This window comes from Salinisphaera japonica YTM-1, assembly GCF_003788585.1.
GTDB classification, from domain to species: Bacteria; Pseudomonadota; Gammaproteobacteria; order Nevskiales; family Salinisphaeraceae; genus Salinisphaera; species Salinisphaera japonica.
Map to the genome: position 1 here is coordinate 1 of NZ_AYKG01000036.1, position 15459 is coordinate 15459.

The 15459-nt window shown below is 53.9% G+C and carries 12 protein-coding genes and 2 pseudogenes; 3 read left to right on the top strand and 11 right to left on the bottom strand.

Annotated elements, in window-relative coordinates; all coding sequences use genetic code 11:
* Nucleotides 1–111: 111 nt before the first annotated feature.
* From SAJA_RS15375 to SAJA_RS11160, 3 genes and pseudogenes are all read left to right on the top strand, one after another.
* The gene (locus tag SAJA_RS15375; RefSeq protein ID WP_245963307.1) at nucleotides 112–375 is read left to right on the top strand and encodes a transposase; all 264 of its coding nucleotides are present in this window, start codon (nucleotides 112–114) and stop codon (nucleotides 373–375) included.
* Nucleotides 376–407: 32 nt separating this feature from the next.
* Nucleotides 408–1109, top strand: a pseudogene (locus tag SAJA_RS15380) (IS3 family transposase); the annotation flags it as partial.
* Nucleotides 1034–1933 (top strand): annotated as a pseudogene (locus tag SAJA_RS11160) (IS3 family transposase); the annotation flags it as partial. The pseudogenes SAJA_RS15380 and SAJA_RS11160, both read left to right, overlap by 76 nt.
* 48 nt (nucleotides 1934–1981) lie before the next feature.
* Here SAJA_RS11160 and SAJA_RS11165 read toward each other — a convergent pair.
* From SAJA_RS11165 to SAJA_RS11215, 11 genes are all read right to left on the bottom strand, one after another.
* Nucleotides 1982–3016: an EpsG family protein gene (locus SAJA_RS11165; protein WP_123658760.1), complete on the bottom strand. Its 1035-nt coding sequence runs from the start codon at nucleotides 3014–3016 to the stop codon at nucleotides 1982–1984.
* Nucleotides 3017–3077: 61 nt separating this feature from the next.
* Nucleotides 3078–4148 (bottom strand): glycosyltransferase, encoded by a 1071-nt coding sequence (locus SAJA_RS11170; RefSeq protein ID WP_123658761.1) that lies wholly within the window; start codon nucleotides 4146–4148, stop codon nucleotides 3078–3080.
* A gap of 4 nt (nucleotides 4149–4152) precedes the next feature.
* Nucleotides 4153–5367, bottom strand: a complete 1215-nt coding sequence (locus SAJA_RS11175) for a glycosyltransferase (protein ID WP_123658762.1) — start codon at nucleotides 5365–5367, stop codon at nucleotides 4153–4155.
* Complete coding sequence (locus tag SAJA_RS11180; protein ID WP_184999859.1) at nucleotides 5364–7367, bottom strand: acyltransferase family protein; 2004 nt, start codon at nucleotides 7365–7367, stop codon at nucleotides 5364–5366. Before SAJA_RS11180 ends, SAJA_RS11175 begins: the two co-directional genes overlap by 4 nt.
* A 19-nt stretch (nucleotides 7368–7386) precedes the next feature.
* The gene (locus SAJA_RS11185; RefSeq protein WP_184999860.1) at nucleotides 7387–8139 is read right to left on the bottom strand and encodes a glycosyltransferase family 25 protein; all 753 of its coding nucleotides are present in this window, start codon (nucleotides 8137–8139) and stop codon (nucleotides 7387–7389) included.
* Entirely contained in the window at nucleotides 8136–9167 is a 1032-nt protein-coding gene (locus SAJA_RS11190) for a glycosyltransferase family 2 protein (protein WP_123658765.1), read from the bottom strand. The genes SAJA_RS11185 and SAJA_RS11190 overlap by 4 nt, the downstream gene beginning before the upstream one ends.
* A gap of 21 nt (nucleotides 9168–9188) precedes the next feature.
* The gene (locus tag SAJA_RS11195; protein ID WP_123658766.1) at nucleotides 9189–10166 is read right to left on the bottom strand and encodes a glycosyltransferase family 2 protein; all 978 of its coding nucleotides are present in this window, start codon (nucleotides 10164–10166) and stop codon (nucleotides 9189–9191) included.
* A 4-nt stretch (nucleotides 10167–10170) separates the two neighbouring features.
* The gene (locus SAJA_RS11200; RefSeq protein ID WP_123658767.1) at nucleotides 10171–11223 is read right to left on the bottom strand and encodes a glycosyltransferase family 2 protein; all 1053 of its coding nucleotides are present in this window, start codon (nucleotides 11221–11223) and stop codon (nucleotides 10171–10173) included.
* A 12-nt stretch (nucleotides 11224–11235) separates the two neighbouring features.
* The gene (locus SAJA_RS11205; protein WP_123658768.1) at nucleotides 11236–12393 is read right to left on the bottom strand and encodes a polysaccharide pyruvyl transferase family protein; all 1158 of its coding nucleotides are present in this window, start codon (nucleotides 12391–12393) and stop codon (nucleotides 11236–11238) included.
* A 24-nt stretch (nucleotides 12394–12417) separates the two neighbouring features.
* The gene (locus tag SAJA_RS11210; protein WP_123658769.1) at nucleotides 12418–13479 is read right to left on the bottom strand and encodes a nitroreductase family protein; all 1062 of its coding nucleotides are present in this window, start codon (nucleotides 13477–13479) and stop codon (nucleotides 12418–12420) included.
* Between the two features lie 111 nt (nucleotides 13480–13590).
* Nucleotides 13591–15402, bottom strand: a complete 1812-nt coding sequence (locus tag SAJA_RS11215; protein ID WP_123658770.1) for an ABC transporter ATP-binding protein — start codon at nucleotides 15400–15402, stop codon at nucleotides 13591–13593.
* Between the last annotated feature and the right edge of the window lie 57 nt (nucleotides 15403–15459).

Genomic DNA, 15459 nt, shown 5'->3' on the forward strand with positions numbered 1-15459 from the left:
AAAGATGTATGCCGAGGAGCGACTCAAGGCGGAAGTGGTCCAGCGACCATCCCCCGCTATTGAGTAGCAGTCGGATCTGGAGTCCAATCACCCGAAGTCTGGAGATTGGACATGAAGAAGCGCTATACCGAAGAGCAGATCATTGGTTTTCTGAAAGAGGCCGAGGCGGGAACGCCGGTTAAAGAACTGTGCCGCCGGCACGGCTTTTCCGAGGCCAGCTATTACACGTGGCGTTACAAGTTCGGCGGCATGGACGTCTCGGACGCCAAGCGTCTGAAGGCGCTCGAGACGGAGAACAGTCGCTTAAAGCGTTTGTTGGCCGAATCGCTGCTCGAGAACGAGGTCACGCGCGAGGCCTTGCGAAAAAAATGGTAACCGCAACAGCCAAGCGCGAGCTGGTGCGGTTTATGGGCCAGCGCGGCTTGAGCGAACGGCGTTCGCTGGCCATCGTGGCGATGAGCGCCAGCGCATTCCGGTATCAGCCGGCGCCGGATCAAAACGAGCGCTTACGCGCCGAGATTCTGCGCCTGGCGCAGCGCTATCGACGCTACGGCGCGCCGATGATCTATCTCAAGCTTCGCCAGGCGGGATGGACCGTCAATCACAAGCGTGTCGAACGGCTCTATGCCGAACAAAACTTGCAAGTGCGCCGGCGACGGCGAAAGAAGGTGCCGATAGCCGATCGGCAGCCGTTGATTCGTCCCGCTCGGGCGAACGAAGTCTGGTCGATGGATTTTGTATTCGACCGGGTCGCGGATGGCCGCGCCATCAAGTGCCTGGGCATCGTCGACGACGCGACCCATGAGTGCGTCGCGCTGGTGCCCGGTCGGTCTATGAGCGGTATGCAGGTGTCTCGTGTGCTGGATGAGTTGGCGCTCACCCGAGGCCTACCGACGGTCATACGATCAGATAATGGCCCTGAATTCATCGGTAAGGCGATGCTGAACTGGGCACATGAAAACGGCGTTCGGCTCAAGCAGATCCAACCCGGCAAGCCGAATCAGAACGCCTACATCGAGTCTTTCAACGGTCGCTTTCGAGACGAATGCTTGAACGAGCATTGGTTCGTGACCTTAGCTCACGCGACCTCGATCATCCGAGGCTGGCATCGCGAGTACAACGAAGAACGGCCGAAGAAAGAACTCAGCGGGCTGACGCCCGCTGGCTACGCTGCGCAAATGGCCGCAGAGGCGGCCATTTAAACCCTTGGACTCTGAATCGAAACACTACTGAAGCCGGGGTATGGTCGATCGCGGACTGGCTGCTGCGTCTGACCGAGACGCATCGCCGCTGGGGCTTTGGCTTGTGTTTTTTATACCTACGCAACGTCAAAGGCTTCGGCTGGAACCACAAGCGCGTGTATCGGATCTACCGCGAGATCGAACTGAATCTGCGAATCAAGCCGCGCAAGCGCTTGAAGCGAGACGCCCCGGATAAACTGGCAGAGCCCGACGGCATCAACCACGTTTGGTCCATGGATTTCATGCACGACCAGCTGAGCGACGGCCGTGGCTTTCGGCTGCTCAACGTCATCGACGACTACAACCGCGAGGGTCTGGGAATCGAAGTCGATCTATCGCTGCCCTCAGCCCGCGTCATCCGGAGCCTGGAACAAATTATGGAATGGCGTAGCAAGCCGAAGTCAATCCGGTGTGACAACGGCCCCGAATACATCAGTGGGCCGCTAACAGTCTGGGCCGAAGAAAACGGCATCACACTGCAATATATCCAGCCCGGCAAGCCGCAGCAAAACGCGTACGTCGAGCGCTACAACCGAACCGTGCGAACCGATTGGCTGAGCCAATATCTATTCGAGTCGATCCCCGAAGTTCAGGATGCGGCCACCAAGTGGCTCTGGACTTACAATAACCAACGTCCGAACATGGCACTCGGCGGCATCACGCCCAAGCAGAAATTGGATATGGCCGCTTAACTCCACTTTTAACTCGCGTTAAAAATGGGAGGATTACCAGAAGATCCCCTACGCCAGAGGCCAAAACCTGTATGGCAGCCAGAAGTTGCTATGGCTCGCAAAATTAAGCCATACAAATAACACGACCCCGTAAAAGGCCAACAATAACGAACGCGCCAAAACGCGGCTTGCAGCGCTGAAGAAGTATGTAAAGTGACTCGCGATAACTAATTGAATTGGCATTAGGTATAACGCGACACGATCAACCGCCGTAGTAGAGACCGCTAGCAGCGGGACGCAAGCTAGAGCCAACCAAGAAATCCAATACCACAGCGATCGCTCTTGGTCTTCGAGTACAAGTCGCCGATGAAAAAGCAAATAAACCAGTGCTGGCAAAACATTCATTGCCGCGCGTATAGCTCCGCCTTGAGAAGCGTCCGAGTAATCGGACGCAACATAGCTACTATATAACTGGTCAACATGAGACTGCACAAACAGCACAAAAAGGATGATCGCTGTCGTGCCAACCCATAGCGCCGTCCAAGCGCGGTTTTTAGTATTGGCCAGAACAGCCAAAGGCATAAGAATTACGGCCGACTTGTGAAATGTCGTACCTAAAGCTAGAAGCGCCACAAATCCAAGGAGGCGCCTCTCTCGCAGATAGGTCAACCCCCAGAGTATGCAGCCGAATGCCATAGCCTGACGGGTATAACCCATCGCCATGACAATCGTCATATAAGGGATCGCCACAGCCAAGGCAACTTTTGGGTCAGGCAATGTGCGGATAAACAACACCAGTCCCACGGAATAAAACGCCGCGGCCACGAGGTTGACGAACCACACGTCGAAACCCAGCGTAAAAGATAACCCGTTCAGAAGCTGATATCCGGGATCCTTATAGCCCAAGATTTCTGTAACACTGCTCGAATTTGCAACTCGCACTAAATAATAAAGGTAGCTATCCCAGTCGCCGCCCACCTGATACCGCAATCCCACGAACACCGTAAGTCCGGTCACAATCAAGCCCCATCCCAGCGCAGACACGCGCAACCGCGCGATCGCCAAGAAAGATGCAGCCAGATAAACGACCCAATACGCAATCACGGTGAAGTCAACGCGTTGAGTGTGTGGAGAAGGCGGTGGCTCGGCAGATGTCGTAAGTGCACTAGGTCAAAGTCTCGTATAGATTAGCGTATGCGTCTGCCATCGAGCCGAGACTATAAATCTCCGCGTGCGAGCGGGCTTTAGAACGCAAATGCCTGATTTGCTCGTCATCGCGTTGCGCAAATCGCTCAATAGCCTTCGCAATGACCTCCGGCTCCACCGGCGACACCAGATCAACTGCCTCGCAACCACGTAGTATATCGCCAAGACCGGAAACATCCGAAGCAACAATAGGAAGACCGGTCGATAACGCCTCGATCGCAACTAGACCGAAGCCCTCCCAACGAGAAGGGATGAGCATAAGGTCCGCATACCCAAGCCAATCCCCAATGTTGTCTTGCCATCCGACCATGTCGACAACATCCGCCAAGCCTAAATCGCGTACTCGGGCCTCCAGCAAGTGTCTATCGTTGCCTTCGCCAACGATAATATAACGTCGCACTAGGGAACGAGCCTTTGCTACAGCGGCCAAGCTAATGTCGAACCCCTTTTGCCGGGACAAGGATCCGATTGAGATGATGGTCAGACCACATTCGTCTGCCTGCAAAGCCTCCCCAGCCCGCATTGCGAACAGCCGAGCGCCGTTAGGAATCGTAACCAGCCGCTCTCGATCGAGTCCCGTACCAATCCAGTTTGCCAACGTGTCGTGAACACCATCGGAAATACAGACAATCGCGTCAAAGCGAGCGTAAATCCTACGCTCGATAGGGCGGAGCAGCGCAATGTCGCGCCGACGATTGTGTGTGTTATGTTCTGTATGAACGAGCCGCACACGCTTAGGCCAAGGCAGCACAGCAACGTAATACAGCGGATAAGTCAGGTGCGAATGAATTACAAGGTCGCGGTCAAACGACCGCAAGATGAATTGTCTCAGGAGTATGCCCGCTCGCAAGTCTCTCGGCGTTGTCAGACCGAGCTCGTATTCGTTGTCCAACAATGGTAAGCGCCGCGGGTTGGTCAGATAAACGACACGGCTCACCACGCCTTCGGCATTAAGCCGCGAATTGAGCTCGCGAACCAGCAATTCCGCTCCGCCGCCGTTTGGTTCGCTGATGACATGGATGATAGTCACCAGCTTATGTATCCGCGTTGGTTGATCGACTCAATTCATCGGCCAATTGGCCCCAGGAATAATGCTCGAGAAAAGCCAGTCGCTCTTGATCGAACGATGCAGTCCTTGCGGTCGCGGCTTGCGCTATAGCTGCAGCCAGATCATCCGCAACCGGACGCGATCCATACCGCACAAGAGCGGGAAACTCCCGATAAATAGCGCTCACTGCTGTTTTAACACCATGCGACGAGAATGCAGCGACTGGAAGACCGGACGCTGTCGCTTCCAGCAAAGTCTGACCAAACGGTTCATATGTCGAAGACATAACAAAGACATCCGCAGCAGCGTAGTAAGTTTCCGGGCTTGATGTAGGCGGGCACACGGTCACTCGCCCCTCGATCCCAACTTCCTTTATCAGCGCACGATACTCCGAGCGCAAGGGACCCTCGCCGACCAGGAGTAGATGAAACGACGGCGGTAAATACGCCATGGCACGAATCGCCAGATCGAACCGTTTCTGCTGCGAAAATCGACCAACGGCGATTGCCAGCGTAGTCGCCTCCGGTAGCACCAAATGACGAGCGCGAATATCTTCACGCTTAGCATCACGATCAACGCCACCGACGGTGAATCGGTCGCTACTCACCCCGGGGGACACCGCACGAATACTAGCCCCACGCCCGAAGAGCGCAGCCCAGCGAGCGTCGCGTGCCGTCGACGCGCTGAACGCATAGAGCGTAGACGCACTCCGTAAGCCACCAAACTGAAGGATCACATCCGCGGCATATTTAGCCAGTGATCGAACATCGAAGTCGCCAGTCGCGACCGGCCAATCTCGAACCAACGTAACCGACGGCACGACGTAGTGAACCCCTGTGACGCCAGCGGCGCGAGCGGCCAGCGTGGTGATATGACTACGTGAAATCACGAGGTCGAATGGAGCCTCGTGGTGCAACGCCCGAATCAGAGAAACACAGTTCCGATACTGCGCCAGATAGCCCAACAGACCTGCCGGATAGGCATAGCGGTAGATTGTTGCAAAATCCGTGACCTGGAGAGGAGCCAACGACGAATCGTCGGCATAGTTTCGATCACTGCAAACGATAACCACATCGTGCCCCCGGCTCGAAAACTCACGAGCCAGCTCGCTCAGTGAATTCTCCACTCCGCCAACATTGGGTGCATAAAGTGTATTGAGCAGAAGAATGCGGATGGAATGGACGGACCGATTCGGTTTCATCGCAGTCCGACCTGCGCAGGTTTCGAATCCTGACCACTGTTTGCCACCATAGGCGAAACCAGCCCTACAAGAGCCCCGAAAACATCGAGCTCTGCGCCAAGTGCTTTCGACCCACCAACAGAAAGGTGCTCATCGTCGCGAAATAAAGGCATCCCCCCACCCGTCACCGTCTGACACTGGCCTCGAGGGCAGATATTTCGCATAAGGCCAAATACGGGATAAGGGAAATCCTGACTCTGCAACGTAGTCAGCACGTGCGCACGCTGTGCTTCGATCGCGTGAATTGAAAACTCACAATCATAATCTACGCCATCGCGTAATGACCACAACGGGCAAGAAGACAAATCATAATCCGCGATTGGCGTCGGCCCGACAAATAACGGATTTTTCCCCATAGAACGTAATCTTTTGGCCAGATTCTTCAAGCGTTCTAGGACAATCTGTTCCGATGCGCCGTGGATAGAATTATCGAAATAAAGCTTGGAATCCAAAACTCGTAAAGGAGATGACATGACAACGTACTTGATCCGATCTTGATTGCCCAACCAATCGAGCACGCGCTGGTTGAAATTGATACACGACGACGCCCACTGCGGACTGCGACTCGCGGTAATTTTAGCAATACCGGGGATCGGAGCACAGGACGACTTGGTCATCTGGACCATCTCATGCCCCTGAAAACTCGGGCTCGAACGCACCAGATTCGCTACATACATGGCGTAGCTATCGCCCCACACCAAAACGTCAGGGTTTGGGCCGGTTCTGCACTTGTCCGAGAGAGTGAAATGCCCCTCGCAGCGCGGACTAAGGCCATAGTTAATCTGAATTAAATTTTCGAGCTTGAGCTCTGAGAAGCTTTTGCCTGACGGCGTTTGCCGCTCGGGCCAGCCATTACCGAGGTAGCCGCTAAGCCCAATTGCCAGCAGTAGCGCGCTGCCTAATGCAGAAGCGGAAAAAACGCGAGACCGCGTGTGTAGAAGACGTCGACCCGGCCTACCGCGAAAGGGCTCTTCGACAAAACGCCAGCTTAGATAAGCAATGCCTAAAGAAGCTACCGCGAGTGCCCCCATAAGCACCGGCGAAGGCGTTGTCAGACTACGCAAGCGAGCGAGTGCCATAAGAGGCTGATGCCACAAATATGCACTGAAGCTGAGCTTGCCAACCAACACGAACGGACGTGAACCAAGCATGCGCCCAATCAAATCCTTGCTTCCGGACCCAAGAATAATCAGGGCCGATCCGACAACTGGCAGCAGCGTCGCAAGCGACGGAAACGCGGTATCTGCCGTCAGCCAGAATACGGAACTCAATATAAGCAGCAGGCCAACTACAGATAACGCCTGACTAGACCGCTGTGTATTACCCGCGTGGAGATAGAAAGCGCAGAGCGAACCTGCCCCGAGTTCCCACGCTCGCGACGGCAATAGATAAAAATTGGCCGTAGGGAAGACTCGCCATCCAACTTCCGCAAGCAAGATACTGGCGAAACAAATGACGCCAATATAAATCGACGCTCTCGAGCCCTGTCGCCTCCAGAGATAAGCAAGTAGAAGAGGAAAAAACAGATAGAACTGCTCCTCTACACCCAAACTCCAAGTATGGAGCAAAAGGTTCAAATCCGAGTTAGGCTCGAAATACCCGGCTGTAAGCCAATAAAGAATATTGGATGAAAAAGCGACAGTCGCGAACAGGGCCTCGGAGTAGTCCTTCAACTGCGAGGGACGAAGCCAAACGATCGCAAGTGGTGTAACCACGATCAAAACGCTGAAAAGCGCAGGGAGTATGCGCCGAGCGCGCCGCTCGTAGAATCCGACAACTGAAAAGCGGTTTTCCTGCAAGTCTTTCAAAAGAATCGCGGTAATAAGGTACCCACTTATCACAAAGAAAACGTCGACTCCGACGAAACCACCCGACACCCAGGAAAATCCCGCATGAAACAGTATTACTGGTATAACAGCGACTGCACGCAGCCCATCGATTTCTGGTCGGTATTTAATCAATCTGCCCTGCCCCCGTCTTTCAGTTCTGCTGTCGCCAGATATAAATCTGACGAAGAATCGGCAAGCGTGTGAGAGCGCGTTTTAGTGCTCCAAGCCGCGCTGAGCCGGGATAGCCGATCGTCGTTGGCAGATATCCACTTGAGATCAACTTGGGGGAAATCAGTGCAACGTTATCCGAAAGACCTAGTTCATTGATTCGAAAATTATCGGCCGTATCACGAATCAGGTCATCGTTGCAGCGTAAGAGCATTTTTGCGCCTGCGGGCGTAACGAGGTAACCAAAGGCACCAAGGGTTTTAGTAGCAGGGTATCTCAACAATGCATAGTGCTTGGTGGCGCGCGCAATCAACGTGCCCGACGTCGCCCCTGCGGGCAGGGAATAACCAGCGAACGCAATATCGCGCGCAGTGTCTCGCAACGCGCGCTCTATCTCAGGCCATCCGGAAACCAGAAGCCGGTTTACCAAAACATCATCCTCGAGTATCAAGTAATAGCGACCTTCGTCACCACTGGCTACAAGCCGTTGAGCTCGACGGTGGCTATCCGCGCACGCCACGGTATTCACATACGATAACGAATGATTTCGACTCTCGAGCCGATTTCGAAGCTCAGTCGATACATTGTTGGTTATCCACTCTTCGCTTAGCGCTTTGCCGGGGGTAGCATCCAAAAATGCGTAGGGCAACCCTACCCGCTCCAAAGCCCGACCCACGAATCGCCTACGTCCGGCCGCACCGGGCAGACTGATGATAATAGCGGTCAGAGCTGTCACGAACGGGTCACCGATTTAATTCGAGAAGCGACTCCATTCGACAATTGATAACCAAACTTCGCTAGTTGGCGCCCCCTATAAAAACCCTTCAAAAAAACCGGTGGCGTGTTTCGCACCACGGCACGCCAGTAGCGAGTTCGGCGATCGAAAGGGCGTAGATACAAAGAAGAAATATGAAAAAGGCTGTGTACGTTGCCGCTATACAGATGAACACGCAGCGCAATCGTCACACGGGCGTTAATATATTCGGCAACCGATACATACACCTGCGGTCGCTCGCTCTTTAGCGACGGTAGCCGCAGGGCCAGGTATGCGACCGCACGCGTCAGATCTGACAGCGACGCTGGAGGCTCTAGGCGCTCCGTGCGATTTTTTTCCCAGAGCTGCTCCATTATCCCGCCGGTTCCGCGATAGTAGTACGCGGTAGCCGCAGAGGACGCGGCGCAGGGGTACGCCAGGCAGACGCGAGCCCATAACTCCTGGTCCTCTCCGCGCGGGTGGGAGCTGAAGTACCCCACCGTCTCAAATACCTCCCTTGCAATTGCCACCGAGGAGGAATGAATAAAGTCAGATCGCAAAGCAGATTCGTGAAAATAATCAACCTGTCCGCGCCGCAACACATCGCCGGCCGGCTGCATTCGCGTGTGTCCATTATCTCCGGTGTGTGCTTCCTGAAGTCGGGTGGTCACGATACGAGCATGGGGGAAATCGCTGATAAGCCGAGCGATTTCCGCCAAGTGGTCGCTACGCCAGGCATCATCTGCATCAATGAGCGCGACCCACGAATAACGAGCTTCCCGTACGCCCGCGTTGCGCGCCATCCCCGGCCCAGCATTCGCCTGGCTGATAATCCGCACTCTGGCATCGTTGCTCGCGATACCTCGCACCACTGACAGGCTACCGTCGGTCGACCCATCGTCGATCACGATCAGTTCAAAATCGGAATACGATTGGCAAAGCACGGACTCAAGCGCGCGACGCACGAACGCCTGCTTGTTATAAAGTGATAAAACAACGGAAAATTTCATATCGCCTCAGTGGGCCGCATTCTACAGGCGACGCCACATCCCCCGCTCGATACGCGCAGCCAACTTGCCGATCGTGCGAGGCGAAATCAACCGCTCGAAACGCTCCCTACCTATCAGACCTGAAGGGATGCGGTAGTAAGCCGGCAAGAATTCGCTCACATCGCCGCAGTACGCCAAGGCCTTGCGGAAGCATTGGTCAGCGATTTCCGGCTCACCCTCTCGGAATGCGTCGCGTCCGGCGCCCCACAGCCGGCGGGCGAAACCTAGCGTGGCGACGGCACGTTTGACGTAAACCGGATCTGCCAGCGCATCAGCTGTCAAATCGACCTGCGTGATCTTGTATGCGTACTTCGCTTCGGCGTTAGCCGATGAGTATCTCGAAACTCTATGAGGGTTTTCGAAATTGCAATAGGTATAAATCGGCGTCTCGTCGTGCACGAAATTAACGCCAGCAGCAGCCAGCCGCACGTGGAGATTCCACTCTTGCCCTCGTCGAAGATTCGCATCAAAGCCGCCAACGTATTCGAGCAATTTCCGACGGTGCAGCGGCGTGCTGGTAGTGATATCTTGCAGAGTGACTGAAAACAGTAAATTTTTGTGTAATAAAGAAGTCGAAACGAGTTTCTCGCCACTTTCACTTCGCATGATGTAGTTACCATACGAAATAGCCATATCAGAAAGCCCCTTCGAAGCATTGACTTGCTGACTAATCGCGCCAGGCAACAAAAAATCATCGGCGTCGAGAAATTTGACGTACTTGCCCGAGCATTCAGCAATGCCTCGGTTGCGTGCGACGCAGGCGCCTTGATTTGACTGGCGTACTACGCGTGCATGCTTGCACCGCTGGGCAACTACTAGAGTATCGTCGGTTGAGCCGTCGTCGACACAAATGATCTCGATCGAACCGTAATTTTGAGAGACCACACTCTCGATTGCGCGCGGTAAAACCTCTGAAGCATTGAAGCAAGGAATAATCACAGAAACCAATGCACTAGCCATCGCTTTACGCCCCTGAGCGGCGCTTTTTCCAGCGCAAAACGCGTTTAGCAATGGCGTCTACATTCGCCGCGCCAAAACGTGATGCGAGTTGGTAATACGCTTCGTTTTTCATCCGCACCGTATGATTAGGTGGTGTGAGTTCGCGTATTTTATTAACAAAACTTTTTGCCTCCCCAACGTCATTCCTTCGAAGCGCTACTACGAGAGCGAATGAATAAAGTTGGGCAATCTTAATCTTCGCGGTTCTGATTTCAGGATCACAGTGGCTAAGCGTGTTCAAAGCGCTTTCCGCCGCATGCCGAACCAATCCGAAAGTGTTGCTCACCTCGTCATTCGCGTCTTTAATCCTAGGATTATCGTGAAGACCGGTGAAGAACCCCAATTCGTCACATGCTAGAGCCAGCTGGCCACTTGCGACGTATCGAACGCTATATTCCCAGTCCTGGTAACGTCGTAACGCCTCGCTCCAATAGCCAACACTTCGAACTGTACTGCGACGGAATACACCCCTGGCCACAAGCCCAGGTATAGACGATCCGGCCACTGGTTGATAACCAATAACGGACTCCTGTCTTGCGGCTGGATCCTTCAACAGCCGGGGAATGTCGACAACACTTGCAGCTCGGACATTTGAATACGCAAAGCCTGCGGCGGGCCAATCTCTTAACGCAGAGACCTGCGTTTGCAACTTAGCCGTTAACATTCTGTCATCCGAGTCGAAAAACTGGATAAATTCCCCATCCGCTTGCGACAACCCACGATTACGAGCCGCCGGAGCACCCGAATTTTCTTGCTTTAGGATACGTACTACTAAATTTTGATCTTCATTCGACGCGGCCCACTCACGTACGACCGCAGCGCTTCTGTCAGTTGAACCATCGTCTACCGCGATAATCTCAATCGGGCGGTAAGTCTGGCTCTTAACGCTTTCGAGCATCCCATCGATCAAAGTTTCACGGTTATAAATGGGAACGATTACCGACACGAGACCGGGGATGCCGTCCCCAGGTAACAGATTGGCGCGGTGAGTACCGTCGTTTCTTTTGGGTTGAATCACTCTCTAACTCGCTTACCGCCGGATACTTGTCTGAATATCAGCAGTAACTTGGTCCCACATCTGGGCTGCAGCTTTCTTCATCTTGGTCGAGTGAACCTTCAATGACTTACGAATCTCCTTGTTTCCAGAATCTGCGGCGACAGATTCGACAATATACTCCAGCGACTCTCGATCGACCGCCGAAGTGTTGATTAGCCCTTCTTCGAGTTCGTAATCGGCAAACAACATACGGTACTTGTGCGACCAAGATGTGCCCAATGCGGGAACCGCTTGAGACAACGCGCTAACCAGCCCATGAAACCGGCTACTGAATACAACGTGGCTTGCGCCGATGATTGCCTTGATTACGAGGGGGTCGTCCTCTGCGTGTATTTCGATTTCGGGCAACAACTTGGCCAACTCTCGAGCAAGAGACGCATCGTTTTTTTCATGCAGGAGCAAGAACGGACTATGCCCGCCCGCGTCAGCTACTCGGTACAAATTCTTGAGGAATTGCATGTACCCGCCAGCTGTCGACCGGTCCGTCTTCTCAATCATCTTTGCATTCGGGATGATGCAGAAGCGTCCACGTAATTGCCGTGGTGCGAGGGACTTGGCGGGAACGAGAAGATTAGTAAAGTCGGGAGCCTGCGCTACTTGAGGGCGCGCAAGACCCAGCCCCTCTAAGTGCGCTAAGGAAACCGATTCTCGGGCGTAAATCAGATCGCAGCACTCGAAGGCGCGTATGGCTGCATCGCGCTGACGTGCCTTTACGAACGGCCCAAGCGCTTGTGGGAGTAGATAGATTCGCGTGCCGTTCTTTCGCCAACGCATCGCTTCGCGGTGCAGTTGATTGGCTTGACCCGTCGACCATTGGTCTCCATAGGCAAACCCGGAAATATCGATAACAATGTCAACATCTGAGTTCACTTTGATGCCGTACGCATCTCTAAATTTTTTAGGCAAAAACGCAAGCGCTTCGCCGTAATCCTTACCGCGAAATGGAAGGAACGCTTTCTGATACAACCCCGCATTGGCACGCGATATGTACGGAGCCAAGCTTAGCCGGCCAGACGCCCGCAGCGCGAACTCTGCATCTTCGAACCGTCTAGATAATGCGTCGATAACGGCATGAAGCATTAACTCCGCGCCCTTATTGATAAACCCTGCACCGCGGATTTCTACAAGCATAATAAGACCACTTAAGACGAGCCTCTAAGACTCGAGGTTGAACCGCCCAAAGACTGCTTCAGGTTGTTTAGGCGAGTGTGGAACGAGGCCAGTATCGTCCGGGTAACCGACCGCGATGAACATAATAATACGCTCATCGGATTCCATCGGAATCGCATCGCGCGCCCGCTTTTCCCGCTCGGGAATTTCGGGCCAGTTAATTGTGCACGAAGCCAAGCCAAGCGTTTCCAGTGCTTGAACAAAAGCCATTATCGATAGGCTCGCGTCGATATAAATCAGATGTCGATCACGAACATGCGAGTACGCACGATAGCGACCAACCACTGCAATCAAAACCGGGATGTTATGTCCAAACCCCGAAACGCCCATTGGGAGTTTGGCTAGCTCCTGCGTCAGGGTGGGATCGTCGAACACCCAGTAATAATAGGCTTGGCGGTTACAGGCCGTCGGGGCTAACGCGGCGGCATTGATGGCCTTGGCCAAGAGCTCTCGCGGAACAGTCGTCTGTTTGAACCAGCGAGTGGACTTGCGATATTGGAGCAAAGACACGAGCTCATCAAAGGACGGCAGACTTTGCGCCTTCGCCCGAGTCGCGGGAACACTGGGGGTTTTGCTGCCAGCGACCGCCAGTTGTGGGCGAACCGCAGTGAATATTTCCGCAGCTTCAGCAATTGCGCCTCTTTTTTCCACCACACCAAAATATTCGACTAACACGTCGTGCGCCCATTGCTGCTCCGCTTGGTTCAGTGTTGGAGCGCTGTCACGAAGGGAGACTACGGTATCGAGAATATAATCGGCGGCGAAGCTCGGCTTTCTTGGGCGCATGATGAGCCCCTTCTCCAACCGATGGATGGCTCGTCGCAGAAAGTAATTTGTGCCGCGATCTCCCCGGCTTGCGTTAGCAGGGAACAGCGCTTGACCGGATGCAAGCGCTCGGAATTCGTCATCGAATTGGCCGCCGCTCGTAAAAAACAACCGGCCAGTGGCTGCGCTGGTCTCAGACCTAGACAAGACAACTTGTCGAGCCCTGCTTACTAGCGCTTTGAGTGGCTCTTTCATACCCGTACGGGAAATGAGTTTTTTCATCGCGTATTCTTGCCTCGTCGCAAAACGGCGTAAGCGACTTAAGATTTAAAGTCGTCTACTTGCACTGCGGGCCGTAAAAGGTCCGAATTGATCCGGTGTGGAACAGTGCAGCTATTCAGTTTGCGCGAGTTGCGCAAACTCTCTGTTACCGGCCACCAGCTCGTCGTACGTGCCATTAGCAACTACCTTCCCATCGCCGAGCAGAAAAACCTCGTGACACTTCTGCACAGTAGTCAATCGGTGGGCGATAACGATAAGCGTGCGACCGCCACGCATGGAGTCCAGCTCGTTGACAATGCGGCGCTCGGTCTCGTTATCGAGCGCCGATGTAGCCTCATCCAGCACGATTACTGCTGGGTCGTGGTACAGCGCGCGCGCGATACCGATGCGCTGACGCTGCCCCCCAGAGAGCCGCACACCGCGCTCCCCAACGGACGTCCTATACCCCTCTGGCAACTTATCTACGATGAAGTCGTGAATATTCGCTATTTTGGCTGCGCGCTCTACGGCCACCATATCTATTTGGTCTGGCGCCAGACCGTACGCGATATTGCCTGCAATGCTGCTGTCGGTCAGATATATGTCCTGTGGCACGTACCCCAGGTTAGCTTGCCAGGCTGATCTGGTCGTCGCGTCCAACGGCACGCCGTCGATGAGTACCTGTCCCGACGTTGGCTCGAGCAGGCCAAGCACGATATCTGCCAGAGTCGTCTTGCCCGCACCTGTTGACCCGGTTAAAGCCACGAAAGTGTTTCGACGGATTTCTATGGAAATATTAGCTAGCGATGGGCGATCCGAGCGGGGGTACTGATAGCTCATGTGCTTGAGCTGGATGACATCTTGGAATTTAAGCCTGTCTGCCTCGACTGGCGACAGATCCTGACCCTTCGGCCGCGGACTCACGTTCCGAGTGGCCTTCAAGTCAGTGAGCAGTGTGTCGAGCACCGACTGATTGAAGCGCCATTGCGCAAATCCCTGGTAAATATTTTGCAGAGCGGGCAAGAGCCGGTAGCCCGCAACAACAAAAGCGCTAGCGACAGGCAACGCATCTTTCACGGAGCCGCCCGCTACCAGCACATACAACATGCCGCCCATCACGACCGCAAACGCCAGGGCTTCTATGAAGTATCGAGGTATTAATGCCAGGACCTGGCTATTCGCCATAGTCAATGCGTACGTCTGTGCAGCCGGATTATACGACGCCAGAAAATGCGGCTCGCGACGCATTACCTTGACTTCTTTAACGCTGCCAAACGCCTCATTGACGGCTTGAAACCGCGTGGTGTTCGCCGCTAAACGCCGTCGACCAATTCTTAAAAGCGCACGACGAACCGTCAGATAAACAAGAAAGTAGGCTGAAACGAAAACCACGCAGACAACTGCGGCTAGCAACGGTTGAAGCCAGAACAAAAAACCGATGATCATTGTCGCGGTCAGTCCGAATCCGAGCGACTTGAGCAGCGGCATCAGAATACCGTTCGTAAACTGCTGAGACTCAATAAGAATATTCTTACCTATGTCCGCCGAGTTACGATTCAGGAATTGCTCGTACGGTTGGTTCAAATAGCCGGCCAACAAGCGTTCTGAAATCCGACGCTGGATACTCCAGGCGAAGCGAGTTACCACCCACAATGTAAGGGCCGTTACAACGTTGCTTCCAACCAAAATAACAAGCAGCGCTACACCAACAAAAACCAAGAAGGTATGGGCTGAAGTGAAGCCTCCCGTGACGAAAAGAAACTCAAGAACAGCGTGCTCGTGGATCGCAGATGGATCGGAGAGTAACGAAACAAATGGCAGTATTGCGCCAACGCCAATCATCTGCATGCCGCCCATCACGAACATAGCGAAGAGGACAACCAAAAAACGGCGTCGATCCTCAGCAGAAAATAAAGTAAGAACTTGGCGAATGGAGCGAAACATTAAAATATAAACTCGAAATTAAACATCGGAATTGACGCAATCTACGTAGAAGCTCAA